Annotated in this window: 32 protein-coding genes, 1 other RNA gene and 1 pseudogene; 19 read left to right on the top strand and 15 right to left on the bottom strand. The window is 56.2% G+C overall.

Annotated features, from left to right (window positions below):
- Nucleotides 1-124: 124 nt before the first annotated feature.
- Together KHA73_RS18625 and KHA73_RS18620 are read left to right on the top strand one after the other, a co-directional pair.
- The gene (locus KHA73_RS18625; RefSeq protein WP_234585904.1) at nt 125-1309 is read left to right on the top strand and encodes an MFS transporter; all 1185 of its coding nucleotides are present in this window, start codon (nt 125-127) and stop codon (nt 1307-1309) included.
- A 102-nt stretch (nt 1310-1411) separates the two neighbouring features.
- Nucleotides 1412-1750, top strand: coding sequence for a DUF2002 family protein (locus KHA73_RS18620; RefSeq protein ID WP_234585903.1), 339 nt, complete (start codon nt 1412-1414; stop codon nt 1748-1750).
- A 26-nt stretch (nt 1751-1776) separates the two neighbouring features.
- On the opposite strand, the gene KHA73_RS18615 is transcribed toward KHA73_RS18620, so the two are convergent.
- Complete coding sequence (locus tag KHA73_RS18615; protein WP_234585902.1) at nt 1777-2223, bottom strand: DUF1198 family protein; 447 nt, start codon at nt 2221-2223, stop codon at nt 1777-1779.
- Nucleotides 2224-2289: 66 nt separating this feature from the next.
- The gene (locus KHA73_RS18610) at nt 2290-2661 is read right to left on the bottom strand and encodes an MbeD/MobD family mobilization/exclusion protein (protein WP_234585901.1); all 372 of its coding nucleotides are present in this window, start codon (nt 2659-2661) and stop codon (nt 2290-2292) included.
- Nucleotides 2662-2847: 186 nt separating this feature from the next.
- Here KHA73_RS18610 and smrA point away from each other — a divergent pair, with 186 nt between their 5' ends.
- Nucleotides 2848-3420: a DNA endonuclease SmrA gene (gene smrA, locus KHA73_RS18605; protein WP_234585900.1), complete on the top strand. Its 573-nt coding sequence runs from the start codon at nt 2848-2850 to the stop codon at nt 3418-3420.
- Between the two features lie 49 nt (nt 3421-3469).
- Here the strand turns inward: smrA and KHA73_RS18600 are convergent, their stop codons facing one another.
- Complete coding sequence (locus KHA73_RS18600; RefSeq protein WP_234585899.1) at nt 3470-3883, bottom strand: DoxX family protein; 414 nt, start codon at nt 3881-3883, stop codon at nt 3470-3472.
- Nucleotides 3884-4075: 192 nt separating this feature from the next.
- Here KHA73_RS18600 and KHA73_RS18595 point away from each other — a divergent pair, with 192 nt between their 5' ends.
- Nucleotides 4076-4354, top strand: a complete 279-nt coding sequence (locus tag KHA73_RS18595) for a GNAT family N-acetyltransferase (RefSeq protein ID WP_234585898.1) — start codon at nt 4076-4078, stop codon at nt 4352-4354.
- A gap of 35 nt (nt 4355-4389) precedes the next feature.
- Here KHA73_RS18595 and KHA73_RS18590 read toward each other — a convergent pair whose 3' ends face one another.
- Nucleotides 4390-4572, bottom strand: a complete 183-nt coding sequence (locus KHA73_RS18590) for a YodC family protein (RefSeq protein ID WP_234585896.1) — start codon at nt 4570-4572, stop codon at nt 4390-4392.
- Between the two features lie 150 nt (nt 4573-4722).
- On the bottom strand, nt 4723-5457 hold the full coding sequence (locus KHA73_RS18585; RefSeq protein WP_234585894.1) for a class I SAM-dependent DNA methyltransferase: 735 nt from the start codon (nt 5455-5457) through the stop codon (nt 4723-4725).
- A gap of 109 nt (nt 5458-5566) precedes the next feature.
- Here KHA73_RS18585 and KHA73_RS18580 point away from each other — a divergent pair, with 109 nt between their 5' ends.
- From KHA73_RS18580 to KHA73_RS18555, 6 genes are all read left to right on the top strand, one after another.
- Entirely contained in the window at nt 5567-6019 is a 453-nt protein-coding gene (locus KHA73_RS18580) for a GNAT family N-acetyltransferase (RefSeq protein ID WP_234585892.1), read from the top strand.
- A 608-nt stretch (nt 6020-6627) separates the two neighbouring features.
- Nucleotides 6628-7239 (top strand): DUF1120 domain-containing protein, encoded by a 612-nt coding sequence (locus KHA73_RS18575; RefSeq protein ID WP_234585890.1) that lies wholly within the window; start codon nt 6628-6630, stop codon nt 7237-7239.
- A gap of 162 nt (nt 7240-7401) precedes the next feature.
- Entirely contained in the window at nt 7402-8040 is a 639-nt protein-coding gene (locus KHA73_RS18570; RefSeq protein ID WP_234585889.1) for a DUF1120 domain-containing protein, read from the top strand.
- A gap of 53 nt (nt 8041-8093) precedes the next feature.
- Nucleotides 8094-8732, top strand: coding sequence for a DUF1120 domain-containing protein (locus tag KHA73_RS18565; RefSeq protein ID WP_234585887.1), 639 nt, complete (start codon nt 8094-8096; stop codon nt 8730-8732).
- A gap of 130 nt (nt 8733-8862) precedes the next feature.
- Entirely contained in the window at nt 8863-11178 is a 2316-nt protein-coding gene (locus tag KHA73_RS18560) for a fimbria/pilus outer membrane usher protein (protein WP_234585885.1), read from the top strand.
- Between the two features lie 22 nt (nt 11179-11200).
- Complete coding sequence (locus tag KHA73_RS18555; RefSeq protein ID WP_234585882.1) at nt 11201-11884, top strand: fimbria/pilus chaperone family protein; 684 nt, start codon at nt 11201-11203, stop codon at nt 11882-11884.
- Nucleotides 11885-11941: 57 nt separating this feature from the next.
- Here the strand turns inward: KHA73_RS18555 and KHA73_RS18550 are convergent, their stop codons facing one another.
- A complete protein-coding gene (locus tag KHA73_RS18550; protein WP_234585880.1) occupies nt 11942-12877 on the bottom strand; it encodes a LysR family transcriptional regulator in 936 nt (311 codons plus the stop codon).
- 137 nt (nt 12878-13014) lie between these two features.
- On the opposite strand from KHA73_RS18550, the gene KHA73_RS18545 reads away from it, so the two are divergent.
- The 3 genes from KHA73_RS18545 to KHA73_RS18535 are packed head-to-tail and all read left to right on the top strand — an operon-like array spanning nt 13015 to nt 15201.
- The gene (locus KHA73_RS18545) at nt 13015-13668 is read left to right on the top strand and encodes a DUF3313 domain-containing protein (RefSeq protein WP_234585879.1); all 654 of its coding nucleotides are present in this window, start codon (nt 13015-13017) and stop codon (nt 13666-13668) included.
- Nucleotides 13669-13707: 39 nt separating this feature from the next.
- The gene (locus KHA73_RS18540; protein WP_234585877.1) at nt 13708-14055 is read left to right on the top strand and encodes a DUF3302 domain-containing protein; all 348 of its coding nucleotides are present in this window, start codon (nt 13708-13710) and stop codon (nt 14053-14055) included.
- 9 nt (nt 14056-14064) lie between these two features.
- Nucleotides 14065-15201: an HlyD family secretion protein gene (locus tag KHA73_RS18535; RefSeq protein WP_234585875.1), complete on the top strand. Its 1137-nt coding sequence runs from the start codon at nt 14065-14067 to the stop codon at nt 15199-15201.
- A gap of 109 nt (nt 15202-15310) precedes the next feature.
- Here the strand turns inward: KHA73_RS18535 and KHA73_RS18530 are convergent, their stop codons facing one another.
- The 4 genes and pseudogenes from KHA73_RS18530 to KHA73_RS24665 form a co-directional block, all read right to left on the bottom strand.
- Nucleotides 15311-15535: a hypothetical protein gene (locus KHA73_RS18530; protein WP_234585874.1), complete on the bottom strand. Its 225-nt coding sequence runs from the start codon at nt 15533-15535 to the stop codon at nt 15311-15313.
- Nucleotides 15507-16145, bottom strand: a complete 639-nt coding sequence (locus KHA73_RS18525) for a hypothetical protein (protein WP_234585873.1) — start codon at nt 16143-16145, stop codon at nt 15507-15509. The genes KHA73_RS18530 and KHA73_RS18525 overlap by 29 nt, the downstream gene beginning before the upstream one ends.
- A gap of 340 nt (nt 16146-16485) precedes the next feature.
- Nucleotides 16486-16785, bottom strand: coding sequence for a DUF1493 family protein (locus KHA73_RS18520; RefSeq protein ID WP_234585871.1), 300 nt, complete (start codon nt 16783-16785; stop codon nt 16486-16488).
- A 200-nt stretch (nt 16786-16985) separates the two neighbouring features.
- Nucleotides 16986-17058, bottom strand: a pseudogene (locus KHA73_RS24665) (STM2901 family protein); the annotation flags it as partial.
- A gap of 659 nt (nt 17059-17717) precedes the next feature.
- Here KHA73_RS24665 and KHA73_RS18510 point away from each other — a divergent pair.
- The 4 genes from KHA73_RS18510 to KHA73_RS18495 all read left to right on the top strand — a co-directional run bounded on the left by KHA73_RS18510 (nt 17718) and on the right by KHA73_RS18495 (nt 19455).
- A complete protein-coding gene (locus KHA73_RS18510; RefSeq protein ID WP_234585869.1) occupies nt 17718-18014 on the top strand; it encodes a hypothetical protein in 297 nt (98 codons plus the stop codon).
- Nucleotides 18015-18017: 3 nt separating this feature from the next.
- The gene (locus KHA73_RS18505; RefSeq protein WP_234585868.1) at nt 18018-18377 is read left to right on the top strand and encodes a hypothetical protein; all 360 of its coding nucleotides are present in this window, start codon (nt 18018-18020) and stop codon (nt 18375-18377) included.
- 246 nt (nt 18378-18623) lie between these two features.
- Entirely contained in the window at nt 18624-19271 is a 648-nt protein-coding gene (locus KHA73_RS18500; protein ID WP_234585867.1) for a hypothetical protein, read from the top strand.
- Nucleotides 19231-19455, top strand: a complete 225-nt coding sequence (locus KHA73_RS18495; protein ID WP_072627109.1) for a hypothetical protein — start codon at nt 19231-19233, stop codon at nt 19453-19455. Before KHA73_RS18500 ends, KHA73_RS18495 begins: the two co-directional genes overlap by 41 nt.
- 87 nt (nt 19456-19542) lie before the next feature.
- On the opposite strand, the gene ssrA is transcribed toward KHA73_RS18495, so the two are convergent.
- Nucleotides 19543-19906, bottom strand: a transfer-messenger RNA (tmRNA) gene (gene ssrA, locus KHA73_RS18490).
- A 49-nt stretch (nt 19907-19955) separates the two neighbouring features.
- Nucleotides 19956-20438, bottom strand: a complete 483-nt coding sequence (gene smpB, locus KHA73_RS18485) for an SsrA-binding protein SmpB (protein WP_234585866.1) — start codon at nt 20436-20438, stop codon at nt 19956-19958.
- A gap of 161 nt (nt 20439-20599) precedes the next feature.
- Here smpB and KHA73_RS18480 point away from each other — a divergent pair, with 161 nt between their 5' ends.
- Both KHA73_RS18480 and KHA73_RS18475 read left to right on the top strand, forming a co-directional pair.
- A complete protein-coding gene (locus KHA73_RS18480) occupies nt 20600-21034 on the top strand; it encodes a type II toxin-antitoxin system RatA family toxin (RefSeq protein WP_234585865.1) in 435 nt (144 codons plus the stop codon).
- On the top strand, nt 21027-21311 hold the full coding sequence (locus KHA73_RS18475) for an RnfH family protein (protein WP_234585864.1): 285 nt from the start codon (nt 21027-21029) through the stop codon (nt 21309-21311). The genes KHA73_RS18480 and KHA73_RS18475 overlap by 8 nt, the downstream gene beginning before the upstream one ends.
- 111 nt (nt 21312-21422) lie before the next feature.
- Here the strand turns inward: KHA73_RS18475 and bamE are convergent, their stop codons facing one another.
- From bamE to nadK, 3 genes are all read right to left on the bottom strand, one after another.
- Nucleotides 21423-21764 (bottom strand): outer membrane protein assembly factor BamE, encoded by a 342-nt coding sequence (bamE, locus tag KHA73_RS18470; protein ID WP_234585863.1) that lies wholly within the window; start codon nt 21762-21764, stop codon nt 21423-21425.
- 482 nt (nt 21765-22246) lie between these two features.
- A complete protein-coding gene (gene recN, locus KHA73_RS18465; RefSeq protein ID WP_234585862.1) occupies nt 22247-23908 on the bottom strand; it encodes a DNA repair protein RecN in 1662 nt (553 codons plus the stop codon).
- Nucleotides 23909-23994: 86 nt separating this feature from the next.
- Complete coding sequence (gene nadK / locus KHA73_RS18460; protein WP_234585861.1) at nt 23995-24873, bottom strand: NAD(+) kinase; 879 nt, start codon at nt 24871-24873, stop codon at nt 23995-23997.
- Between the last annotated feature and the right edge of the window lie 60 nt (nt 24874-24933).

Here is a 24933-nt window from a genome sequence, read left to right as displayed (position 1 = left end):
GCATTCGGCAGGCGGCAGACGCTTAATTAAATAATAATTCGTTATAACTCTCACATTTATCATCGGATCTCATCGGGGTATGCTGAACGCTGTTGCCTACCCCGTTCGATGCGAGCCACCTTCGATGACCGCAATCAGTTCCAAAGAAAACAATCTCCAGCTAAATAAACGCATCTTATCCGTCGTGATGTTCACCTTCGTTTGCTACCTGACTATCGGCCTGCCGCTGGCGGTGTTGCCGGGGTTTGTGCATAACCATCTGGGCTATAACTCGGTGCTGGCCGGGCTGATCATCAGCGCGCAGTATTTCGCCACGCTGTTCAGCCGCCCGCATGCCGGGCGCTATGCCGATCAGCTCGGGCCGAAGAAGGTGGTGCTGTTCGGCCTGGCCTGCTGTGGCGCCAGCGGCCTGTTCTATGCGCTGGCGTTTTGGCTGGATGCGGCGCCCTTGCTGAGCCTGATCCTGCTGTGCATCGGCCGGGTGTTTCTCGGCGTCGGCGAAAGCTTCGCCAGCACCGGCTCCACGCTGTGGGGCATCGGGCTGGTGGGGCCGATGCACACCGCGCGGGTGATCTCGTGGAACGGCGTGGCCACCTACGGCGCGATGGCGGCGGGGGCGCCGCTTGGGGTGTATCTGAACCAGCATTGGGGCCTGGCCGGGGTAGCGGCGCTGATCGTGCTGGCGGTGGCGCTGTCGCTGCTGCTGGCCGGCGGCAAGCCGAACGTGTCTATCTCCGCCGGCCAGCGCATCGCCTTCAGCGCGGTGTTCGGCCGCATCTGGGCCTATGGCCTGGGGCTGGCGTTGGGCACCGTCGGCTTCGGCGTGATCGCCACGTTCATCACGCTTTACTACGCCGATAAAGGCTGGAGCGGGGCGGCGTTTTCACTGACGCTGTTCAGCTGTGCGTTCGTCGGCATACGTTTGATTTTCAGCAACACCATCAACCGCCACGGCGGGTTGAAGGTGACGCTGGCATCATTTCTGGTGGAGATCCTCGGGCTGTTGCTGATTTGGCAGGCCGGCGATCCGCTGATGGTGCAGGTTGGGGCGTTGCTGGCGGGGGCCGGCTTCTCGCTGGTGTTCCCGGCGCTCGGCGTGGAGGCAGTGAAACAGGTGCCGCAGCAGAATCAGGGCACCGCCCTCGGCACCTATTCGGCGTTTCTCGATCTGGCGTTGGGGATCACCGGGCCGTTGGCCGGCCTGTTGATGAGCCACATGGGCGTGCCGTCGATCTATCTGGCGGCGGCGTTGTTGGTGGCGCTAGGCGCATTGCTGGCCCTGCGGCTGCTGCAGCGCAGCCGGCCCTGATTCAGGATTATTCTGAAACCCGTGCGTGCATTGAGAAAATTATTGTTTCACTGAGTGATTACGGTAAGGTCGCTCAGCGGTCCAGAATGAGAGGAGGAATCGATGTATTTACGGCCGGATGAAGTGGCTAGAGTGTTGGAGAATACCGGCTTTGAACGTGATTATGTCACCGACCAGGCCTATGGTTACCGCAAGGGTGAACACTATGTATATGTGAATCGCGAGGCGCGGATGGGCAGAACCGCGTTGGTGATCCACCCGGCGTTGAAAGAGAAAAGCATGCACTTCGCTACGCCGACCTCGCCGATACGCACCAGCGAGCAGTACCTTGAATTTCCCCTGGATTTAAGCGGCGACGCCCCCAGCGCCCGCTACGGCATCCCGCACGGCTTTAGCTCGCGCGATGCGCTGTCGCGTTACCTCTACAGCATGTTCCTGTAACAGGTCCCCCGTTGCGGGGGACGTTCTCACCAACTGGCGATCGCTTCGCGGTTAAAACGCTCATTGTAAGCGCGGCGAAACTGCGCCAGCTCGAATGCGTCGATATCCAGCTCGGCAAAATAAAACAGCGCCGCTTCGGTGTGCTCGGCGTGCAGCTCCGGCGACAGCCCGGCGCGCAGCAGCATGTCGCGCCACTGGCTAATCTGCTCGTCGTCGGCCTGTTTGATAAAGGTCAGATAGATAAACAACAGGTAGGCGGCCTGATGCATCTCTTCGGTGTAGCCGTTGTTCAGCATCCGGATGAAGGTCTGGCTATGGCGGCCGCCCATTTCCTGAATCATCGATTCGATCAGCATGGGTTTCACTTTCAGCAGGTGGGCCAGTGAATCTATGGCTTTGCGGGTGTCTGAGGTCAGAATGCGATACCCAATAATAAATACAACGATCAGGGCGGCAATGATGATCCAGGTCATTTAGGCTTTATTACACTCTCAGATCGCCAGTGTTTGGCGGGAGGCGCTGCGCGGCAGCGCCCGCGATCAACGCTGCTCGCCGCTGAAATTATCGGCTGCCCGCTGCTGGTGGCGCAGATGATGGTTGAAGGTCGCCGCGTCTTTGGCCAAAGCGTCCAGATGGGCGCCGAGCATTTTGATTTGCTTCACCAGCGCGTGTTGCTCCGGCACGGAGCTGGCGGTGCTCAGCTTACGCGCCAGCTGTTCATTTTGCGCCCGCAGTGCGGCCTCACGCCGTTTGGCTTCTTCCAGAAGAGCGGCTTCACGCTGTTTGGCTTCTTCCAGCAGTTGCTGCAGGGCTTGATAGCTGTGCTGCCATTCGCGGTGCTGCTGTTCGAAGCTGGCCTGCAACTCATTCATTGCATTTTGAAACTGGATTTCCAGCTCGCGCATTTTCATGGGGTTGATCCTTTGCGGCACTCAATAATGGCTAGCAGTATAACGAAAACTGCCCAGAAGCTCACCCGTTGACGATAATTGCAGACAAAGCCCACTGACAATTCCAGACTTGCAACCGGGGAGGCGCGTCTTACAATCATGCCTATCCCGGCGATAACGGGCTTGCGGAGCGAGAGCGGCAGAGAAATGAGCAATCAGGAAAAAGACGATTTCGAGCAGGCGATGGCGGGCGTCATCCCGCTGGCGAGTGGCCGGCAGACCCTGTATCTCAAACCCGAGCAGGCGCTCGACAAAAGCGCGCGCCGTGAAGCGCAGCGGCTGCAGTTGGATAATTTTCTCAGCACCGGTTTCCTCGAGGTGATCCCCTGCGAGCAGCCGCTGGAATTCAGGGGGGAGGGCATTCAGCAAGGCGTGCTGGATAAGCTGCGCAACGGCCGTTACCCGCCACAGGCCACGCTGAACCTGCTGAAGCTGTCGGTTGAGGCCAGCCGCCAGGCACTGTTCCGCTTTATCCTGCAGGCGGAGGCGCAAAACTTGCGTTCGGTGCTGATTGTGCACGGCCGCGGGCGGCAATCTGAAAGCCACCCGAATATCGTGCGCAGCTACGTCGCCAAATGGCTGGCGCAGTTTGAGCAGGTGCAGGCGTTTTGCCGCGCTTTACCGCGCGACGGCGGTGAGGGCGCTTGCTACGTAACGCTGCGCAAGTCGGCGCAGGCGAAAGCCGACAACTTCGAGCGCCATGCCAAACGCAGCCGTTAAACACTATGCCTGAAGAAAAGCCGGCGGGGTTGCCGCCGGCTGAAGGGGATTATTTATTAAAGAATTTGTGATCCAGCGAGTAACGCCCGGCACCCGTCACCGCCAACAGCAGCAGGCCGCCGATAATGCTGATATTTTTGAAGAAGTTTATTTCGTTACCCATCATTTCCATGCCGGTCATTTTCCAGAATTGGTGGCCAATAAAGGCGGTGCCCAAAACATAGAGGGCAAAAATAATTGCGATAGGCCGGGTAAATAGGCCGACAATAAGCGCAATACCAAAAAAGAACTCAACCACCACAGCGATGATTGCCGCCAAATACGGCATGGGAGTACCGTAGCCCTCCATTGCCGTTACCGTTGCGCCAAAGTTAACCAGTTTCATCCAGCCAAAAATAATGAACAGAATCATCAGTAATATTCGGGACAGCAGAATAACGCTGTCTTTTGAGCTATCACCCATCTTGAACTCCTTAGCCACTGTCGGAATTATCTTGTGTTGCTGATTAAATATTAGAACAATTTGCGCTTTTTTCTAGCGGCGGCAGGCGGTTGCGCACCTTTTGCGGGGGCGTTCGGCGCTGCGAATGGCTATCTCCGCCGCGCTATCTATACTCAAGAACCGTCAACGGGCTTAAATATCGGGATAAGTGATATGGACCTAAAAATTCTGGCAGATGAGAAACGTTTCTATATAAACGATCCGCAGGGCAAGATGATTGCCGAAATTTCCTTTGTGCCGAGCGGCGATAAGCTGACGATTATCGACCATACCTGGGTCGACGAGGTTTTAAAGGGGCAGGGCGTAGGCAAAAAGCTGGTGGCGCTGGTGGTGGAAAAAATGCGTGCCGAGCATCGCAAGATTATCCCGCTGTGTCCGTTCGCCAAACATGAGTTCGACACCACCCCGGCCTACCAGGACATCCGCGCCTAAACGCCTCGTGGGGCGCGGCGGGGCGCCCCGATGGTTCAGCACACGCCGAAGTCGCCGTCTTCGTGGTATAACGCCACGTCGCCGGCCTGTACTTCGGCGCGCTGTTCTTTACCCAGCTCATTCCAGCTGCAAATCAGCGTTTCACCGTCGATCGCCACGATGGTCATCTTGGGGCCGCCGGTGGTGCGCTGGACAAAATCACCGATGTTAAACGTCATTTTTTTCTCCACCTCAGAATGTGTAAAGGTTAAGTATAGATAACATACGGAGATGATCGTTGGCCGAGATTCATTGCGCCGATCGGCGAATAGGGCATCAGGACTCTGGGGGAGGCGGCCTCCCCAATAGGGATGGGGTGTAGGTAACGGCTAGGCTGGCTTATGGGCGGCGAGAATAAAGATCATCGGACGTTCTTGTTCTTCGTCCAGCGCCGGGGTTGCCGCGATTTGCTGGGCGGTTGGGCCCCATTCGTTGAGATGAGAAATAACGAAACCCTGTTGCACCAGCAGGTTGATATAGCTGCCGAGCGTGCGATGCTGCTTGATTACCCCGTCCGTCAACCAGTTGGAAACCCGCTGCCCTTCCCGCTGATAGCCGTTGATTGGCCAGGACTTTTGCCCGTTTTCGTCGACCAGCCAGCCCTGCTGTTTTGGCGCGGTATAGATTGGGTGCTCGGCGGTAAAAATAAACTGCCCGCCGGCCGCCAACCCCCGATAGATTTCGGCGAACAGCCTGGCCAGATCTTCGATGTAGTGCAGGGTCAGAGAACTGTAGGCCAGCTGGTAACCTGCCGGCGGCAGCCGAAGCTGCGCCAAATCCTGGCGGCGATACTCGATGCCGCCATCCTGGGTCATGTCCCGCGCTCTGGCGAGCATCTTTTCCGACACATCCAGCCCCAGCACGCTTGCGGCGCCCTGTTCGCGCGCGCTGCGGCAAAACCAGCCGTAGCCGCAGCCGAGATCGACCACCTTTTTGCCCTGCAAATCCGGCAGGATGCGGCGAATGGCGGGCCACTCCGGTGCGCCGTCCAGCCCGTCCACCGAGCGGCTGAGCTGAGCGTAGCCGTCGAAGAAGGTTTGATTGTCGTAGATATTTTGCGTCATGGTGACTCCTCTGGCTGTTAATCTCGCAATATTATAACGAGATGTCGCTGTTGCAATGCGCGTATTGCTGCATAATTCTGCGTTGGCAACATTTATGACCGGAGTGAATATGAACATTATTTCAGTGCGGCAATCGCCCGCGCTTGCGCCGCGCGCTGTCGATTATTTCCAGCGGCAGTGGGCTTCGCCTGATAGCATGAAGGTGTATGAAGACGCCATCAATCGCAGTCTCGGTGCCGCCAACCCGCTGCCGCAGTGGTATCTGTTGATGGGCAACGATGGCATCCTCGGCTGCGCGGGGCTGATCACCAACGATTTTATCAGCCGCGGCGAACTCTACCCCTGGCTGTGCGCGCTGTATGTGGAAGAAGCGCACCGGGGGCGCGGCTATGGCGCAGGGCTGATCGAACACGTGGCGGCGGAAACCCGGCGCCTGGGCTTCCCGCAGCTGCACCTGTGCACCGATCTGGAAGGCTATTACGAGCGACGCGGGTTCGAGTTTAACGGACTGGGCTATCATCCCTGGGGCGAAGCCTCGCGGGTGTATACGCGGGGGCTATGAATCGCTTTTCGCCTGCCAATTCTGCCAGATTATTAGCCGGAGAAATATTATGCGCCCATTTCTTCGGCTTTATTTCACCTGCCATACTTGCGAGACGCTTTCAATCAAGTCACCTTTAGTATTTATCCTACCTTTAAGATTGAGTGAATAATTCACTGCGGTTATTTGTTTTGCGTGGGTGTTATATTTGTTTTTGTATACTTTAGTTATTACCAATGCATGTTGATGATGCTTTATTGGTTTTTTACGAACTTAATTGATAATTAAGCATAATTATCAAGAACGTTTGCCTGCGTGCTGGCGTGTTTTTACCGCTTTTCATTATTAACCTCTATGTTTCGTTCATTATCTTTATACATGTACTGAATTTGTCATGATATTTGGATTTGTATTTTAATTCTTGGGCTGGGGCGCTAGATTGGCGCTGTCCGTTATCCGTGTTGACGATGATGCGGATGATGCTGTGCCTTGAAGTAAATATTGACGTTATCCAACGAGAAATGCTTATCGCCTCGGCTCGAGAGTCAGGAGGTGAAAAAACTATTTATCTCATCCAGTGCTTGCGTAATGGCAAGCGGGCAGATTAATGGAATGGAAACCACATTGGGATGAAAAAGAGACTGTTGCAAACGGGCGTGCTTGGCCTGTGGGTATTTTTTTCCGGCCAACTTATTGCTGCGCCTTCGGCTGAGCTGAAGGTGTCCGGGAAAATTAAGCATTCAGGGTGCGCCGTTATCGCCAGCAATAATGGCGTTTACGACTATGGCTCCGTGCCGGGTAACGCCGCCGATGAGCAGAGGTTGCCGACACTGAAACAGGCCTGGCAGGTGCGCTGCGAGAGCGAGGCTTATCTGGCGATTATTCCGACGGATAACCGCGCAGCCAGCCGCAGCGCGCAGGATCCGCGCCGCTTCGGTCTGAGCAATACGGCGGACGGGCGGCCGGTTGGCTATTTCCTGTTGGGCTTGACCCATGCCACGGTGAATGGCGCTCCGGCGGCGCTGCGTTCGCGCGCTGCCGCATCGGCGCAGCCGGGCAGCGACGTTGCGTTGATCTCCGGTGAACGCAGCGACTGGCTGCTTGCGGATGCCACTCGCGCCGCCGGGCGCACCTATACCATGGAGATCTCGGTCACCCCCGTTCTGGCGGCCAATATTCCGGTCACGGATAAAGTAGAGCTGGACGGTTCGGTGACGCTGAATTTTGTTTTTGGGCTTTGAATAAAAACAAATAAATGCGCTATGCCAATTCATGCATTGTTTTTACGCCGGGGCGGGTAACGACAATGAATTTGAGTGAGCCAGAGGAGCTTTATCCTCATTTAATATCCCGCCATCCGGTATGGCCGGGATAAATATTAACTATGAGTATGGATATTCATTATGAAAAAAACAGTAATCTCTGCAAGCGTCATGGCGATCGCGATGATGGCGAATCATGTCTCTGCGGCATCCATGTCGCCGGAGCTGAAGGTGAAAGGGCAGATGGCGGTGCCGTCTTGCCAGGTATCTCTCACTAACAGCGGCGTTTTCGATCTGGGCAAGCTGTCGAATTCGCTGATTAACGCCACTGCGGCCAGCGCGCTGGCAAAATCGCCAAATCAGCTGGTCGTTAACTGCGAGGCCGAAACCTTTTTGAATTTCACCGTAGTCGATAACCGCGAAGGCACCGCCAGCGTGGCGGACAGCGCCAACTTTGGCCTGGGCAGCGTCAATGGCTCCGGCAAGCTCGGTTATTATAAAGTCAACATCTTCAGTGCCGCGGTCGACGGCGTGTCTTCGGCGCTGTACAGCGTCAAAAAAGGCACCACCTCGTTCTCCACCGTCAACTCGGCTTATATCGATAAAAACAACGTCACGGGTTGGGCTAAAGCGGGCAACGTGCAAAACAGCGGCAAACTGTTCGCCGCCAGACTGCAGGTTGAACCTTACCTGGCGTCCGCCAAAGACATGAACGGCCCAATCACCGACAACGTGAAACTGGATGGTTCTTCCACCTTAAGTTTTGCGTACGGCATTTAATTGCCTAAAAACAATAAATTATATGGATTGCGGCGATATAAGGATGTCGACTGATGAATAAAATTGCGTTGCGAATGATGGTGGCTTCCACGCTGTTTGCCACCGGGGCCAGCCTGGCCGCCGGCCCAAGCGCGGAAATAAAAGTGGTGGGCGAACTGATAGCGCCGACCTGTGAGGTCAAGCTGCCCAACAATGGGGTCTTTGATTACGGCAGCATTAGCCATACGCAAATCAGCCGGGACAAACCCGTCAGTCTGGGCGTGAAGGGCGGTCTCACCATGGAAGTGAAATGCGATGCCGAAACGCCGATGACCTTTAACGTTATCGACAACCGTCTGGGCACCGCCAGCGAGCAGGGAAAAACCTTCGGCCTCGGTAACGTCAATGCTACCGGCAAACTGGGTTTTTATTCAATCCAGGCCTATTACCCGGAGATTGATGGGACCCTCGGCAGGCTGTTTGTTACACAGGACAGCACTATTACTTCGCCTGCGGGTTCCGTTCAACTCGAACACGGCAAGCGGGTCGGCTGGGCTTCGGCTGCCGGCAATTCGCTGGCCATCGGCAAAAACTTCACGGCTCAGCTGCTGGTTGAAGCCTTCCTGGCCAAAAGCGGCGACATGCACGGCGGCATCGGTGAAGACGTCAACCTGGACGGCTCCACCACGCTGGAGTTCGGTTTCGGGTTGTAACGCCTGACGCCGATCCTGGGGGGAAGTTTCCCCCCTTTTTAGATCTGCTCCCGTTCTGAACTTATCCAGAGAAGATGACGTGTCTATAAGGCAAAGGGCATCGGCGCTGCTGTTTCTATTAGCCTGGCCGATGATGAAAACTGCTGCCTCCGGCTTCGATGTCAAAACCCTGGCGCAGCTGGGGTACAACGCGGATATTGCCGCATTTTTCAATACCGCACGTTTTTTACCGGGTGTGCACCGCGTCTCGCTGGAAGTCAACGCGGCGCAGCGCTACCAGGAAGAGGTGCGTTTCGGTTCGCAAGGCGAACTGTGCCTGGATGAACGGCTGGCGCAGACGCTGCGCCTGCGGGTCACTTCTCCGCTGGGCGCCTGCGAACGCATCGAAGCGCGTTGGCCGCAGGCGGTGGTGCAGGTATTCCCCGGCGCCTTTCGCGTGGAGATAACCCTGCCGGAAGAGGCGTTCGACCCGGACAAGTTGCGCACCGAGCAGCAGGGCGGCCATGCGCTGCTGCTGAACTACGACCTGTACGGCAACCGCCGTCAGGGGCGCTACGGCAACCAGCAGACGCTGCAGGCGATGCTGGAGCCGGGCGTCAACGTCGGTAACTGGGTGATCCGCAACCGCGCCAGTTATAACAACGACGAGAGCGGCAGCCGGCTCGACGTATATGAAACCTCGGCAAGCAAAGATTTCCCGCGCTGGGGCGCTTTCGTTCAGCTCGGCGAATTCGGCGCCGGCGGGGCGCTGAGCGGCAACGTGCCGATAACCGGCGGCCAGCTTGCCTCTCTCGACACCGGCGCGCAGCGCGCGCTACTGACGGTGCCGCTGGAGGGCAGCGTCGCGAGCCCATCGACGCTGGAGGTCAAACAGCGCGGGCAGGTGATGTATCGCACCCTGCTGCCGGCCGGGCCTTTTTCGCTAAGCGACCTGGGGCCGGTAATGGCCGGTGTGGACACCGAGGTGACGCTGACCGAGGCCGACGGGCGGCAGCAACGATTTACGGTCACGCCCACCGCCGGTGATCCGGCGGTGCAGGCGGGCGGCTATCAGCTGGCGGCGGGGCGTTATCGGCCCTATGGCGCCACCCCGGAGGGCGCATCGCCGCCGGCGCTGCTGCTGGGCGAGAAGCGGTTGCGCCTCGGCCAAAACCGGCAGGTAACGGCGGGCGGGCTGCTGGCGAAAACCTATCAGCGGCTGGCCTGGCAGGGCAGCCAGGGTGATGACTGGGGCAACTGGCTGTCGGGAGGGGCGACCCTCACCCGCGGCCGACAACAGGGCGTGCAGCTGGATGCCCAGGGGCAGACGGCGCTGGGCAGCAGCCTGTCGCTGTCGCTGTCTTCACAGTACCGCACGCTGGGCTTTCGCGATGCGGATGAAGGGCTGGCCCCTTCCGGGCCGGATCAGGAGGCGATGGCGCGGCTGCGTTACAGCGGCGGGCTGGCGCTTTCCTGGCGCAGCATGAACGCCGGCGCGCTGACCTATTCGCTGTCGCACGAAGGTTATTACCGCGACAGCCGGCGCAGCTGGACGCATTCGCTGGCGTACGGCAAAAGCCTCGGGCAGGCCACGCTGAGCGTCAATCTGCAATCCTCCGCCTATGACCGTGCGGCGGTTTACGCCGGGCTGAGCCTGCCCTGGGGCAGCGGCAGCGTCAGCAGCCGCCTGCAGATGCGGCGCAACAACCGCATGACGCTGGGCAGTAGCTGGCAGGGGCCGGTGAGCGAGCGGCTTAACGGCTACCTGGACGTGACGCGGGACGCGGACCGCGACTATCAGGCGGCCGGCAACCTGAGCGGTGAAACCCCCTACACCCGGCTTGGGCTGGGCGCCGCGCGCGGCGGGCAGGGCAGTACGTCGCTGTCGCTCTCGTCGTCGGGCGGGTTGGGGGTAGCCAACGGCACCTGGGTGACCTCGCCGCAGCGCATCGGCGATACCCTGGCGGTGGTGTCGGTGCCGGCGCAGTCGGGCGTGCGGGTATCGGGCGGCGGCAGCGGCATCACCGATTTTGCCGGCGACGCGCTGTTGCCGATGCTGATGCCTTATGTGCCGCTGCGCGCGCAGATCGACACGCTGTCGCTACCGCTGAATCTGCGGCTGGACAGCACCGAGGCGGCGTTCGAGCTGGCGCGGGGCTCGGTGGCGGAGAGGCGGTTTCGGGTGACCGAAGTGCGCCAGCTGCTGCTGACCCTGCTCGATGAAAAGGGCGCCCCCTTGCCGACCGGGGCCTCGGTGCATGACGAGCAGGGGCAACTGCTCGGCACGCTGATCGGCGAAGGTAACCTGATGCTGGTAAACGACGATATCGGCAAGGCGCTGCGGGTGCGGCGCCTGAACATGAACGAATGCGTAGTGAGTTACGCGGTGCCGGCGGCGTTCGATCCGGCGGTGTTGTACGAAGAGGGCGATGCCGTCTGCCGTCCGGTGGGCGGGCCGAGCCAATAATGATAAAAGGAGAGGTTCAATCATGACGATAAAACGAAGCCTGGCGCAGCTGTTGGGCGCACTGTGGCTGACGCTGGGGCTGGTGCATTCCGCCGGGGCGTCATTTCAGCTGGAGAGCATGGGCATTGTGTTGGAAGAGAACCCGGGGCGGGTGAGTTTCAGCATCAGGAACAGTTCGTCGGAGCCGATATTGTTGGCGACGAAGGTGGAAGACCTGGACGGCAAGGGGTTCAGCAAGGCCGTTTTGCTGTCGCCGCCGATTGCGCGCATCGAAGCGGGGCAAAGCCAGCAGGTAAACTTCGTGCTGAAACCGGGAACGGCGTTGCCGCATGAGGTGATGCTGAAGGCGTCGTTCGAGGGCATTGGCCAGGCGGTGGACAACAGTGCGCGGATGCCGGTGCGGCAGAGCATCGGGCTGATTTTGCAGCCGACCTCGGTGGCGGTGAGCAAGACGCCGTGGGATGACCTGCAGCTGAGCCTGGCGGGGGAGCGGCTGACGATAGTCAACGCCGGGCAGCACGTGGTGCGGCTGGCGCCGCAGCTGACGCTGCAGCCTTCGGGCAAGGTGGCGACGCTGGACAATTACTATCTGATGGCGGGTGAAACGCAGACGCTGAGGGTGGAAGGGCGGCCAACGTCGGTGACGATCACCCCGCTGAGCCGCTACGGCTTCAAGCAGGATGCGGTGACGCTGGCGGTGAAGTAAGGCGGTGACCGCGCGCCAGGCTTACCCCGCTGCGGCGGGGTTTTTTCTTTGGCGATGTCAAATCAGCCGATGCGCGTGCAGTTTGACGTTCTCGATGATGCTGTCCATCATCACCTGCACCCGGTGGGGCAAGATCCCGCGCTGCGGGTAGATGAGATAAGCCTGCATATCGATACAGCGCTCACGCGCGATGCAGGGCAGCAGCGCGCCGGATTCCAGGGCGGACGCCACCGAATAGTAGGGGGCGTAGACAATCCCCAGCCCCTGTTTGGCCAGCTCAATCGCCGGCAGAATATTGTCGCAAATGCAGCTGCCGGTTACCGTCACCTGCATCAGCTGACCCAGCGGATCGTAGCAACTCCAGCTGTTGCTGCTGCCACCGAGGGTGCGCAAGGTGATGCAGCGATGCTGCGCCAGCTCATCCGGCTCGCCGAGCGGCGAACTGGCGACGTAATCCGGCGAGGCGAACAGCCCGACGCGAAACCGGGTTAATGGCCGGGCGACCAGGTTTTCATTCTGCGGTTGGAAAAAGCTGATCAGCAGGTCGCAGTCGCTGTCGAAAACTGCGCCATACTTTTTTTCGCGTTCGCCCGGATTGCGGGTAACCAGATCGACAATCAGCTCGGGCGACGCCTGCAGCAGCGGGGGCAGCAGATAACGCGTCAGGAACGAATGGATGCCGATAGGCGCGCCGAGCGTTACCCTGCCGTTCAGGCTGCGCTTGTAGGTGCCGGACATATCGAGCAGGTCGTTATGTTCATCCAGCAGCAGGGCGGCGCGGCGCAAGAATTGTTCGCCAAACTCGGTCAACGACAAGGTTCGCGGCCCGCGCAAAAAGATTTCCAAACCGAGCCGCCGCTCCAGCGCCGTCAGGCTGCGCGACACGTTGGACTGCGGCATGCCCAACAGCTGCGCCGCCTGGCTGACGCTGGCCGTTTCCGCAATGGTGCGCAGGATCCTGAGCTCCTCAATTTTAAAGTCTTTTAATTTCACAGTGCCGCCCGGCGAAGGTTGGTATATCAAAAATGATATAGGGTTTTGCCGTTATTGTCATATGACTTATCACTGAGTGGCGGGTATTATTTTGGTCAATTATTTGCTAGGCATTAAAATTGACAGAGAAGATTTTTATGAAAATAACCTGCGCAACGCTGCTGCCTTTGGCATTATTACTGGCGGCCTGTTCTTCTGCGGTAACCGAAAAGGAAAAGTACTCGGCGTTTCTCGCCAATTATAATGACATCACCAAGGGCAAGTCGGCATCCGGTAAGGATGTTTTATATTGGAAAGATCCCGATGTTGATTTTTCAAAATATAAGTATCTGGTCTATCAGCCGATGACCTATTTCCCTAAGCCAAAACCCAGCGAGATGGTGAGCCAGCGCGCACTTGATAATATCCTGAACTACACCAACCGGCAGTTCAAACAGGCGATGGGCTCGCACTTTGTATTGCAGGATATCCCGCGCGAAAACACGCTGATCTTCCGCGGCGCCATCACGGCGATCGATACGCAGAAGAAGGGGCTTCAGCTGTATGAAGTGTTGCCGATCACCCTGCTGGTGGCCGCGACCCAAAGCGTTACCGGGCACCGCACCATGGAAAGCGCCGTCTATATGGAAGGGGAGTTTATCGACGCCTCAACCCAGCAGCCGGTGATTAAAGTGGTGCGCAAGGCATCGGGCGAGAATCTCAATAATGAAAAGTCCCAGCTGAAAGTGGCCGACGTAAAAAACGCGATTGATATTATCGCCACCGACATTAAAGAATATAACACCTTGTAAAACTCGTTAATTGTTACGCATTACCACCCAGGGCATTTCATGTTGCTAAATTACTTCGCTTTAGGCGTGCTTATCGCCGTGTTTTTAATTCTGTTTTACGGTGTCATCATTATCCATGACATTCCTTATTTGCTGGCCAAGCAGCGACAACACCCGCATCAGGACGCAATTCATGTGGCAGGCTGGGTGAGCCTGTTTACCTTGCACGCCATTTGGCCGCTGCTGTGGATTTGGGCGACGCTATACCGGCCAGAGCGGGGATGGGGCATGGCGGCGCCGGCAGCGGAACCTGCGGCGCTGCAGGAACGTCTTCAGCAGCTGGAGGCCGAGCTGCGGCGCCTGCAGGGCAAGGCGGACGCTACGGCCGTTCCTGCCGAGATAGCATGAGAAAACGCCATGGATCTGTTAATTATTCTCAGCTACGTGGCGCTGGCCTACGGCGCATTCAAACTGTTCCGCATTCCAGTCAATAAATGGACGGTGCCGACCGCCGTGCTTGGCGGCATTTTTATTGTCGGCGCGCTGATTCTGGCCATGAATTACAACCATCCTTATACCTACAGGGCGCAGAAAATCGCGATCTCGGTGCCGATTGTGCCGCAGGTTTCCGGCATGGTGATCGAGGTGACGGACAAAACCAACGTGTTGCTGCGCAAAGGAGAGCTGCTGTTTCGTCTTGACGATACCCGTTACCGATCGCGCTTGAACAAGCTGCAGGCGGATCTGGCCGGGGCGGAGGCGGATGTGCGTGCTCGCCAGGCGGCATTGAGTGAGTCCGCCGCTAATGTTCAGCGGGTGAATGCGGAGTATCAGCGCGCGCGCAAAGATTATCAGCGTTATGCCAAAGGCGCGGCGATGGCGGTGAACCCATTTTCCGAACAGGACATCAGCCACGCGCAGCAACAGTATCTGGCGCAATCGGCCGCCTTGCAGGCCGCCAGAGCGCAGCACCGGCAGGCGCAGGAGCAGCTTTCGGGCCACTACAACGGCGAAGACGCGCGCATCGCCGGCCTGAAATCGCAAATTGCGGAAGCCGCCTATAACCTGGAGCAAACCGTGGTGCGGGCGCCGAGCGACGGCTATGTTACGCAAGTGCTGGCCCGGCCGGGAACTACCGCGGTGCGCCTGCCTTTCAAACCGGTGATGACGTTTATCCCGCAGCAGAAGCGGCAGGTGGTGGCGGTGTTCCGTCAAAACTCAATACTGCGCTTAGCCAAGGGCGACCGGGCGGAAGTGGTATTCAATGGCTTGCCTGGCCAGGTTTATGGCGGCACGGTGACGCGGGTGCTGCCGGTGGTGCCGGGCGGCAGCTATCAGGCCAGCGGCGTATTGCAGGGGTTGACCCCCGACGGCTTGCAGGACGGGGTTTACGCGATGATCGATCTGGCGGCCAGCCCGGCGCTCGAGGGGTTACCTGATGGGGTAAGCGCGCAGGCGGCGGTGTATACCGACCACTTCGCGCACCTTTCCATTATGCGCAAGGTGCTGCTGCGCATGACCAGCTGGTTGCATTATCTGTATCTGGATCACTGAGGCTGCCGGCCAGAAACGGCAGGCACAAAAAAGCCCGTAACCGAAGTTGCGGGCTTTTTCGCTATTGAAATTGGGCCCTACCTGAAATCTGATGCGCCGAGCAGAGCTGTTACTGGCGCTCTCCTTTTGCATAGCTGCATACCGAAAATACGAGGCCCATGATCAAGAGCAACACACCGGCAGTTAACAGGCCTTTCCACCACTCATCAAACAAGAAAAGGGCGGCAAATGCGGCAATTGAGAGAGCCGTCCCCGCAAGGGCTTCGACGATGAATAGCGCCCCATTCCCCATGACTTTTCCTAATTTACTGCCCCAGGATTTTAGAGAGCTCATGATTAATACCTTTGCAGAACATGTCTGAATTACTATTTGCGTATGCAACGAATGGGGCTAAATATTCTTCAGCCAAGAAGTAGAGCATATCCAAATTTCGCGGGGTTAGCTTATGGTAGGTTGCGGGGTATTTTTCACGCAAATTTCGTGAAGCGACCGCCGCCTGCTCAATGAGGCCCTGCAGCATTATGGTGTTTAAGCTGAAGAATGTGCCTACCTGGACGATTCGCCTGAACAGGAAGCTCCCGGCCACCTTCTTGAGAATACTTTGGGTGATAAGCATGGTTACCATACCCTGGGTCAAGATGCGCCCGGAAGTGAAGCCCTCAGCATGGTTAAGTTTTTGACTAATCTTATTTTGCGTCTGCTGATCCATGCGTTTATAGCAGTCGTTAATGATGATGCCGATCAGTTCTCGCAACGGGTTTTCTATGCCATACCCCAGTTTGATAACACGGAAAAAACGCTCGGTTTCGCTTTGATTACGCAGCTTTAGCTGGGAGCCAGCTAAACCCGAACCTTCCCATGTTCTCCGAGCGCTAAGGGTGATTCCTTCGGGAATGGACTCGATTCCCTTCAGGAGACCAACCGCGATAGCTTTAGCATCCATACCAATCCCTCTCCATTTGGTCAGGCAACAACATAACCGCCCAAATTTGAGGTTGCAACGACCGCAGCTGATAATTGCCGCACGTACTTCAGGATTTAGCTGGATATTTTTTACAGGCACAAAAAAGCCCGCAACCGAAGTTGCGGGCTTTTTCGTTATTATCGCCGGATCTATCTGGTATCACCGGGAGGGGAATCTGAATTTTTTATTAAGTTGCTGTAAATTAAGTGAAAATGCTAATTCAGATTTGTTTGGTATACCTAATGGTATATCAATGGTAATAATCGACTCTTATCTTATCGTGGGGTTGTTAATTAAAAATACAAATAAAATCAATATGTTAGTACATCCACCGCCCCGCCTTGGCGGAGTTAATCAGCATCTCTAGAGTAAAATCGGGAACCTGAGATAGCTCATGTCTATCTGGGTAATAGGTATCGATATTGAAGCTCCCCCGTTCTACATTGAATTGATGAAAGAAGTCCTCCATTAGAGCCTCTGCTTCTTCACGTTCGAAATGTAAATCGCTGTCTATATCTGTTTTGAGGGTCCATGCTTTCTTAAAGAATGGTATGAACGACCAACCATCATGTTTTTTGACCAGAGCAAATACAGCCTGCCGCACTTCATTCATGGTCATAATCTGTCCTCTATGCGGGCAATTTTATTGTAGGCTGACATGGCATTGATCGTAATGATTGACACTGGATGTTCCCGAGATCGCTCCGCTTGGTTTGGCGCGGGTTAACTGGTCTCGACGGCCTAGGACGATGGCTGTTGCAGCGAAGGTGTCATGTTGGCCTAGTTGCTCGAGTGTTTTTTGAACAAAAACTGCGAGCAATAATTCATGAGCCGTAAGGTTAATTAGGCCGTTATAGAAGTAAGTCCCACCCAATTCCTCTACCGTATCCATAAGAATTCCTTTTCATTAACATGGCTGTACGATAACTAAGCAGCTGGCAGGTTTCAATCGGTAAGCTCGCGAACTCACATTGTTCGTAAAAAAAGATTTATAGAAAAACTGTTCACCTTATATATGTATTTATTTTTACCTTTAATTTCAATGTGTTGGTTGGTGTTTAGCTACCTTGTCGATGTGCACCCCTGCTTACCTACAGGGTGGACACTCTGAACCGCAGGCACAAAAAATCGGCCTGCGCCGGTTTGGGGAGCGCTTGTCGTTATGATATTGGCCCGTTCAGCGGCCGATAGGATGTCCTGGGGACAGTCCAACCGGGATGAATGGCGATGTTGTACGGCGCTCAGCAGAATAGCTTCACATTGACTGACACCGGAGATGCGCTGAGCACGGCGCTTATCAGCCCTGACGTCATCAAGGCTTGCACTGGCTTCACGGGCTTGTGGTGTCTATGCGGACAATCCGATGAGAATGATTGAGCAACAGGTACTGGGAGTACTACAGGGACGTATTCGCGCTACCATGGCTACGCAAAATATCGACCACCCGGTGCTTAATGAGATTGACCTGACGATATTGGCACGCAACGGTTGGTGTTTCCGGGGGCGTCCGTTGTTGATGGTGCGGTAGACATTAATCGAAAAAACGGCTTTATGATTGAAAGCTTTAGCGGAAGTTCAAGAGGATATCCTTCTGAACTGGGTACGCTGATTTCTTTCACCATCGGCGAGAACAGAAACGCTCAGTTTGCTGTCGCCTCAGGAACACCCGATTTATTTCTGCGTTCAATCCGGAAAGACAGCCCAGGGCGTACTGAAAAATGGACGCAGGTTTATACCACGGACTACAAGCCCACGGCGGCGGACGTTGGTGCGCTAACCGATGCCCAGGCGGCGCAAAAATATGCGTTGCGCTCGATTAAAGTTAACGGCAAACCACTAACCGTGTAGAAATTGAACAAACAAGAAAGCCAGTACCAGGGAAGACCGGCCCGCCTCGTACGGGCTTTTTCATGCCCGCAATCTGGCAGCCTGTGCGCCATTCTGAGCCGCTTTCCAGCCCGGCAACAATCCCACGCGAATAAATCCGATCACCGCAGCAGCGTGCCGCCAGCGCGGCAGAAACCCCACGAAATAAACATCTTGCCCACGAAAACGGCACTACACCGCACCCGCCTGCGCGTTTTGGATCATAAAAATTTTTCAGTTTTATTTTTCTACAAATCACCCCGCCAGCCCGCGCCGCTGCTGGGGTTTTGCGAACAGAGCCAAACTGAAAACTTTGAAACGGATTTCAGGTTATTACAGTTTTGACGATCTCGGCAGGATCTCGGTAAAAAGTCAGTTGATTGAAAATTAAGGGAAAAGTTTGGTTTACGTGGGTTTTATGCTTGCTGGGAAGGATCGTTAGAGTTTTGGAGAAAAGTTCGCGATACCAAGCCCGGCAAGGGCTGGGAGGAAATTAGGCCGTGTCGAGTGAACTGAAAAATGCGTGAATTGGTAATCGGCTTGTTGTTTGGTTATTCTCTGACCTGGACAAGTTTTGCTTAAGGAAAGTTAATGGACGCGAAGCAAATTGCATATGGGATTTTGGATGGTATTTCGACCATCCCCAGCGGTATGTATCATGGCGTTGTTCGAACTTGGCAAGGGTCTGGATTGGCTGGTAGTAGCCTCAAAAGCAGAAACCAAAATGAAACCGAACGTTTCGCCCGTATGGTCAAGTCGATGGGTAATAGTGAAGAACCCTTGCGCCGCCTCATCACTATTGTGATCACAGATTTCTATCAGAAATTGGATGCCACAGGCAAAGAGTCAATCAATAACAAATTAGCCTATGGTGCCGGCCGTCTTGGTGGGCGAACTGCTGGCCAATTTGCATTGGCGCAATTTGCGGCTCACATGATGCTCAGGAAAGCGACTTCTGCATTAGCATATAAACAGTTTGTTCGTTTTGGCGCTTCGTTCACCCTTAACCTTGTAATGCTACAGGGGCTTATAGAGGAAGCATCGCTGGCTTCCAGACGAATGCAGATTAAATTCCCTCAAACGTACCGGAAGGTGTCGGCGTTAAATTTAGACATGGCATATTTCTTGGTTGAGGAACAATTAGAGCCGTATCTCCAATTTATTAACAGCCACCCAATGCTATGTAAAGGTATTCAGAATGAACTCTGCAAAATCCTCTCTGACCAGAAAACTAACTAAGTATGTGGGGTTAGGTGCTTCGCACGTTTTGGAAGCGATAGTAACCGGGGTTTGCGCGATTGCCGCTTTCATGTCGCTTTTCTTACTTGATGGGGCCGTGATGAAAGTCGCGGGCTTTGTTGGCTTCTTCGTTGTGGGCTACTTAATCACCCTGGCGATTGCATGGCTGCGTGGGGAGCGATAACAAATTGGCGACGTATTTTTGTGTCGCCATTTTGCCGCCACTTGTAAGAAAAAGGGGCTACGCTTTCACGTAACCCCTTGTTTTATTTGGTGGAGCTGGGGGGATTTGAACCCCCGTCCGAAATTACTACACCGTCGGCACTACATGCTTAGTCCAATCTTTACATTCGCCGGTCAGCTGCGGATGGACACGCCACTAACAAACTAGCCTGATTGGATTTAACGCTTCAGCCCCAGGCAGGACGTCCACGCGATCTCTTTTGGGTTTGACCTCTCTTGATCCCCGTCCTAAGAGCGGAGGCTAGGGAGAGAGGGCTCTTAGCAGGGTATTAAGCTGCTAGGGCGTAGTTTTCGTCGTTTGCGACTATTTTTTTGCGGCTTTTTACGAGGCCAACCGCCCCTCGGCATGCTCCTAGGGCTTCGCAAATCCCGTCGAATCCAGAATCAGCCCCAAGTAACTTTGTGCAGTATACCAGAAGTTTACCTCGTTAAGCCAGAGGCTTATCGGTTGGCATGCTTCATGATACGGGCTTTCGCCGTCTGCCATTCACGATCTTTGATGTCATCGCGCTTATCGTGTTCTTTCTTGCCCTTGGCTACGCCGATTTTGACCTTGCTCCAGGCATTTTTCCAATACATGGACAGGGCCACCACGGTGTAACCTTCGCGGTTTACGCGGCCAAGCAGGGTGTCCAGCTCGCGCCTGTTCAGCAGCAGTTTGCGGGTGCGCGTCGGATCGCATACCACGTGCGTTGAGGCGACGTTAAGCGGGCTGATGGTGGCGCCAAACAGATAGGCTTCACCGTCACGGAAGGTAACGTAGCTGTCGCTGAGGTTAGCTTTGCCGGCACGCAGCGATTTAACTTCCCACCCTTGCAGCGACAAACCCGCCTCGAACTCTTCCTCAATGGAGTATTCGAAACGCGCACGCTTGTTTTGAGCAATGGTGGCGGAACCGGGTTTGTGTGCTTTTTTCTTTGTCATAGTGCGTTCATTATACTGGATGCGTCAGCGAAAGAAATCCTTTCCCGTTCAGCACCTGCGCAATTTTTCGCATTTTTGACCTATCCGTTGTATAGCAGGTTTTTTGTTTGCCGATAGATAAATGGTATCATCTGTACGTTTTGTGTCTTACAGGAAATGATATGCCCCAGATCAGTCGATCTGCGTTAGTGCCGTTCAGCGCCGAGCAGATGTACCAGTTGGTTAACGATGTTGATTCTTACCCCGATTTTCTGCCTGGCTGCACCGGCAGCCGGGTGATTAACGCGTCCAATAACGAAATGACCGCCGCGGTAGACGTCGCCAAGGCCGGTATCAGCAAGACTTTCACCACGCGCAACACGCTGCTGGATAACCAGAGCATCAACATGCAGCTGGTCGACGGCCCGTTCCGCAAGCTGATAGGCGGCTGGCAGTTCACGCCGCTGAGCGAAGAGGCCTGCAAGGTTGAGCTGCACCTGGATTTTGAATTCACCAACAAGCTGATTGAGCTGGCGTTCGGCAAGGTATTCAAAGAGCTGGCGGGCAGTATGGTGCAGGCTTTCACCCAGCGGGCGAAAGAGGTTTACAGTGTCTGAGATCCAGGTCGAGGTGGTGTACGCCTTGCCGGAGCGTCAGTACCTGCGCAAGGTGAAGCTGGCCGAAGGCAGCAACGTTGAGCAGGCGATTCAGGCCTCCGGGTTGCTGGAATTGCGCCGGGATATCGATCTGCAGAGCAACAAGCTGGGCATCTACAGCCGCCCGGCCAAGCTGGGCGATGTGCTGAGCGACGGCGACCGGGTGGAGATTTACCGGCCGCTGATTGCCGATCCCAAAGAACTGCGCCGCCAACGGGCGGAGCAGGCAAAAAAATAAGGCGCATTCAGCGCCTTATTTTTTATCAGAATTTTATCTTCCGAGTTGCAGCCTGTGACTGTCATGAAGAACCTGATTCGTCCCTCAGGGGCCGGACGATAGTTCCTGCGCCTATTGCTTGGTCAGCGCCGGTTTGTTCTGAATATCGGTCAGCACGCCTGCGCTGTCGAAGGTCAGCGTCAGGGTTTGCTGGGTAATATCTTCATGGCCAGGTTGCTGGCGGAACACATAGAACCACGTCTGAGTACCGAACGGGTCTTGCAGCATTGGCGTGCCCAATGTGTAAGCAACCTGTTGCTGGGTCATACCTTTTTGGATTTTCGCCACGTCGGTCGACGTCAGGTAGTTCCCCTGGTTGATGTCAGGCCGATAAACCACCTTTTCAAAAGTAGAACAGCCTGCAGTCAGCATCACAAGAACCACAGCGGCAGCAGTCAGCGTTTTACAGCGCATAGTAATCACATTCCTTTAGGGCATAGGATGCCGATGATAATAGACCTTGCAGCCGTTGGAAACCTTTATACCCTTCATCTTTCAAGTTGTAGCGGCGTTGGCCGCACTCGTTCACCCCAGTCACTTAGTTGGCTAAGCTCCCGGGGATTCACTCGATTGCCGCCTTGCTACAGCTCGAAATCTATTGGGTAACCCTTCACCTTTCAAGTTGTAGCGGCGTTGGCCGCACTCGTTCACCCCAGTCACTTAGTTGGCTAAGCTCCCGGGGATTCACTCGATTGCCGCCTTGCTACAGCTCGAAATCTATTGGGTAACCCTTCACCTTTCAAGTTGTAGCGGCGTTGGCCGCACTCGCTGACGCCCGTCACTTGGTTGACCGGGTTCACGAGGATGCGTTCGGCTGCCGCTTTGGCGCATCTTGAAATCTATTGGGCAAACAGCGCCAAAGTCAGACCTCGGGAAAGTGAAAAAGTTGAGCTTTTTTATGCAGCAAGCAGCTCTTTCGCGTTGGCTAGGGTATTTCGGGTCACTTCGCTACCGCCGAGCAGGCGCGCCAGCTCCTGCAAACGGGCACGTTTATCCAACGGCGCCATCTGCGTTTCGGTTTCGGTACCGTCGGTTTGTTTGCTGACAAACAGATGCTGATGCCCGCAGCCCGCCACCTGCGGCAGGTGCGTCACGCACATCACCTGGGTGGATTCGCCAAGCTGGCGCAGCAGCCGGCCGACAATGGCGGCGGTCGGCCCGCTGATGCCCACGTCCACTTCGTCGAAAATCAGCGCCGGGGTTTCCATCTTGCGGGCGGTGATCACCTGGATGGCCAGCGCGATGCGCGACAGTTCGCCGCCGGAAGCCACCTTCGCCAACGGCTGCAGCGGCTGGCCCGGGTTGGTGGAGACGCAAAATTCGCTGCGGCTGGCGCCTTCGGCACTCAGGTATTGCGGCTCGAAGCGCACCTCAATGTTGAATTTGCCGTGCGGCATCGAGAGTGCCTGCATGCTGTCGGTGATAAGCGCGGTCAACTCGGCCGCATAGTGCTGGCGCTTCGCATGCAATTGTTCCGCCAGCGCCAGCGCCTGCTGATGGTGCAGGGTGACCGCCTCGTTCAGGTGCTCGTGGTCGCTTTCCTGCTGAGACAGCAGCTGTTGTTCATCCAGCAATTGCTGATGCAGCTGCGGCAGTTCCTCGGGCGCGACATGGTGCTTGCGCGCCAGATTGATCTGGCGCGACAGGCGTTGCTCCAGCTCGTGCAGGCGATTTGGATCCAGATCCATGCGATCGGCGTAGTGGCGCAGTTCGTCGCTGGCCTCGCTGATCTGAATCGAAGCCTCTTCCAGCATCTCCAGAAGGCCGTTCAGCTTTTCGTCCATGCCGGCCAGCTCAATCACCAGGTGCCTGGCGCTGTAGAGCTGGCTGAGCATGTTGTGTTCTTCGTCGTCGGCCAGCAGCTGCAGGGTTTGCTGGCTGAGGGTCAGCAACTGGCCGCTGTTGGCCAGGCGCTTGTATTCCGCGTCGGTTTGCTCGAACTCCCCGGCCTGCGGTGCGAATTCGTTCAGCTCTTTGAGTTGATACTGCAGCAGCTGCCTGCGGGCCTCGCGTTCGATGGACTGCTGCTGATGGTGCGCCAGCTCGCGGCAGCTCTGGTGCCAGCGCTGGTAGGCCAGGCGCATCGCCGCCAGCAGGGCGGGTTCGTCGGCGTAGGCGTCGAGCAGCTCTTTTTGGTGTTCCGGTTTGAGCAGCAGCTGGTGGGCGTGCTGGCCGTGAATTTGGATCAGGCGTTGGCCCAGCTCGCGCAGCTGCGACAGCGGCACCGCGGTGCCGTTGATAAAGCCGCGTGAGCGGCCGTCGGCGTTGATCACGCGGCGCAGCAGGCATTCGTTGCTGTCGTCCAGCTGGTTCTGCTCCAGCCATTCGCGGGCGGAGGGGGTGTCCGCCAGCGAGAAACGGGCGCAGATGTCGGCGCGGGGGGCTCCCAGGCGCACCACGTTGCCGTCGGCGCGGTTGCCGAGGCACAGGCCCAGCGCGTCGATGGCGATGGATTTGCCGGCGCCGGTTTCACCGGTAATCGCCGTCATGCCCGGTTGAAAATCAATTTCCAACTCACGAACGATAGCAAAATTGCTGATGGTCAATTGCGCCAGCATGGGAACCTTCCTGTGTATAAACACATAACTGTAGTTTCATACAGTATAAACTGGTTTTATATACAGTAAAGTGGCTGGCGAGGTTTTTAGAACAATTTTTTTGACCAGCCCAATTTTGTGCTTAACGTGTTGAAATAGCTGTAGTCCTTGGGGTGAATAAGATTCAGGTGGAAATCACTGCGGCGTATCAATACCTCTTCGCCTTCCTGAATAGGCAGTGCGATCTGGCTGTCGCAGCTGATTTCCAGGTCGCTGCCGATCTGCGAAAACTTCAGCCGGATGGTGCTGTCGCCGTTGATCACCAGCGGCCGGGCGGAGAGGGTGTGCGGGAACATCGGCACCAGCGCGATGGCCTCCAGCGACGGGGTGAGGATCGGCCCGCCGGCGGAGAGCGAATAGGCGGTGGAGCCGGTCGGGGTGGCGATGATCAGGCCGTCGGAACGCTGGGAGAACGCGAAACGATCGTCGATATACACTTCGAATTCGATCATGTGCGCCACCTTGCCGGGGTGCAACACCACTTCGTTGATGGCGGTGCTGATGCGGCACTGCTGGTGCTCTTTGTGCACGATGGTTTCCAGCAGGAAGCGCTGTTCATCGATGTATTCGCCCTCCAGCACGTCCGCCAATTGCTGCAGCGCGTTGTCGGGATCGAGATCGGTGAGGAACCCCAGGTTGCCGCGGTTCACCCCGATCACCTTGATGTCGTAGCGCGCCAGCACGCGTGCGGCGCCGAGCATGTTGCCGTCGCCGCCGACCACCACCGCCAGATCGGCGCGCTGGCCGATGTCCGCCAGGCTGCCGGTCACGGCGTCTTTCAGCGCCAAATCCTGGGCGATTTGCCGTTCGACCATCACCGAATAGCCGCGGGCGACCAGCCAGTGGAACAGCATCTCGTGCGTTGCCAGCGCCGAAGGGTGACGCGGGTGGCCAACAATGCCAATACAGGCGAATTTTTTATTCATTGTTGTGATTTTCCTCACCGGAGCCAGTTTATGCCCCACATTGTGACCGGTTGACTTGAA

This window comes from Serratia entomophila (genome assembly GCF_021462285.1).
Taxonomy (GTDB): Bacteria; Pseudomonadota; Gammaproteobacteria; order Enterobacterales; family Enterobacteriaceae; genus Serratia; species Serratia entomophila.
Note: the sequence above shows the minus strand (reverse complement) of the source record. Positions and strands in the feature narration are given on the sequence as shown.

What these genes read in the sequence shown, in the direction of transcription:
- KHA73_RS18545 (WP_234585879.1), top strand. Translation starts at nt 13,015, where the DNA reads ATGAAAATAACCTGCGCAACGCTGCTGCCTTTGGCATTATTACTGGCG.
- KHA73_RS18525 (WP_234585873.1), bottom strand. Translation starts at nt 16,145, where the DNA reads ATGGATGCTAAAGCTATCGCGGTTGGTCTCCTGAAGGGAATCGAGTCC.
- KHA73_RS18615 (WP_234585902.1), bottom strand. Translation starts at nt 2,223, where the DNA reads ATGACCTGGATCATCATTGCCGCCCTGATCGTTGTATTTATTATTGGG.
- KHA73_RS18595 (WP_234585898.1), top strand. Translation starts at nt 4,076, where the DNA reads ATGGACCTAAAAATTCTGGCAGATGAGAAACGTTTCTATATAAACGAT.
- nadK (WP_234585861.1), bottom strand. Translation starts at nt 24,873, where the DNA reads ATGAATAAAAAATTCGCCTGTATTGGCATTGTTGGCCACCCGCGTCAC.
- KHA73_RS18580 (WP_234585892.1), top strand. Translation starts at nt 5,567, where the DNA reads ATGAACATTATTTCAGTGCGGCAATCGCCCGCGCTTGCGCCGCGCGCT.
- KHA73_RS18570 (WP_234585889.1), top strand. Translation starts at nt 7,402, where the DNA reads ATGAAAAAAACAGTAATCTCTGCAAGCGTCATGGCGATCGCGATGATG.
- recN (WP_234585862.1), bottom strand. Translation starts at nt 23,908, where the DNA reads ATGCTGGCGCAATTGACCATCAGCAATTTTGCTATCGTTCGTGAGTTG.
- KHA73_RS18535 (WP_234585875.1), top strand. Translation starts at nt 14,065, where the DNA reads ATGGATCTGTTAATTATTCTCAGCTACGTGGCGCTGGCCTACGGCGCA.
- smrA (WP_234585900.1), top strand. Translation starts at nt 2,848, where the DNA reads ATGAGCAATCAGGAAAAAGACGATTTCGAGCAGGCGATGGCGGGCGTC.
- KHA73_RS18480 (WP_234585865.1), top strand. Translation starts at nt 20,600, where the DNA reads ATGCCCCAGATCAGTCGATCTGCGTTAGTGCCGTTCAGCGCCGAGCAG.
- KHA73_RS18620 (WP_234585903.1), top strand. Translation starts at nt 1,412, where the DNA reads ATGTATTTACGGCCGGATGAAGTGGCTAGAGTGTTGGAGAATACCGGC.
- KHA73_RS18495 (WP_072627109.1), top strand. Translation starts at nt 19,231, where the DNA reads ATGAACTCTGCAAAATCCTCTCTGACCAGAAAACTAACTAAGTATGTG.
- KHA73_RS18510 (WP_234585869.1), top strand. Translation starts at nt 17,718, where the DNA reads ATGATTGAAAGCTTTAGCGGAAGTTCAAGAGGATATCCTTCTGAACTG.
- KHA73_RS18625 (WP_234585904.1), top strand. Translation starts at nt 125, where the DNA reads ATGACCGCAATCAGTTCCAAAGAAAACAATCTCCAGCTAAATAAACGC.
- KHA73_RS18590 (WP_234585896.1), bottom strand. Translation starts at nt 4,572, where the DNA reads ATGACGTTTAACATCGGTGATTTTGTCCAGCGCACCACCGGCGGCCCC.
- KHA73_RS18530 (WP_234585874.1), bottom strand. Translation starts at nt 15,535, where the DNA reads ATGAGCTCTCTAAAATCCTGGGGCAGTAAATTAGGAAAAGTCATGGGG.
- KHA73_RS18585 (WP_234585894.1), bottom strand. Translation starts at nt 5,457, where the DNA reads ATGACGCAAAATATCTACGACAATCAAACCTTCTTCGACGGCTACGCT.
- KHA73_RS18555 (WP_234585882.1), top strand. Translation starts at nt 11,201, where the DNA reads ATGACGATAAAACGAAGCCTGGCGCAGCTGTTGGGCGCACTGTGGCTG.
- KHA73_RS18600 (WP_234585899.1), bottom strand. Translation starts at nt 3,883, where the DNA reads ATGGGTGATAGCTCAAAAGACAGCGTTATTCTGCTGTCCCGAATATTA.
- KHA73_RS18560 (WP_234585885.1), top strand. Translation starts at nt 8,863, where the DNA reads ATGATGAAAACTGCTGCCTCCGGCTTCGATGTCAAAACCCTGGCGCAG.
- KHA73_RS18610 (WP_234585901.1), bottom strand. Translation starts at nt 2,661, where the DNA reads ATGAAAATGCGCGAGCTGGAAATCCAGTTTCAAAATGCAATGAATGAG.
- KHA73_RS18500 (WP_234585867.1), top strand. Translation starts at nt 18,624, where the DNA reads ATGGACGCGAAGCAAATTGCATATGGGATTTTGGATGGTATTTCGACC.
- bamE (WP_234585863.1), bottom strand. Translation starts at nt 21,764, where the DNA reads ATGCGCTGTAAAACGCTGACTGCTGCCGCTGTGGTTCTTGTGATGCTG.
- KHA73_RS18565 (WP_234585887.1), top strand. Translation starts at nt 8,094, where the DNA reads ATGAATAAAATTGCGTTGCGAATGATGGTGGCTTCCACGCTGTTTGCC.
- smpB (WP_234585866.1), bottom strand. Translation starts at nt 20,438, where the DNA reads ATGACAAAGAAAAAAGCACACAAACCCGGTTCCGCCACCATTGCTCAA.
- KHA73_RS18520 (WP_234585871.1), bottom strand. Translation starts at nt 16,785, where the DNA reads ATGACCATGAATGAAGTGCGGCAGGCTGTATTTGCTCTGGTCAAAAAA.
- KHA73_RS18540 (WP_234585877.1), top strand. Translation starts at nt 13,708, where the DNA reads ATGTTGCTAAATTACTTCGCTTTAGGCGTGCTTATCGCCGTGTTTTTA.
- KHA73_RS18575 (WP_234585890.1), top strand. Translation starts at nt 6,628, where the DNA reads ATGAAAAAGAGACTGTTGCAAACGGGCGTGCTTGGCCTGTGGGTATTT.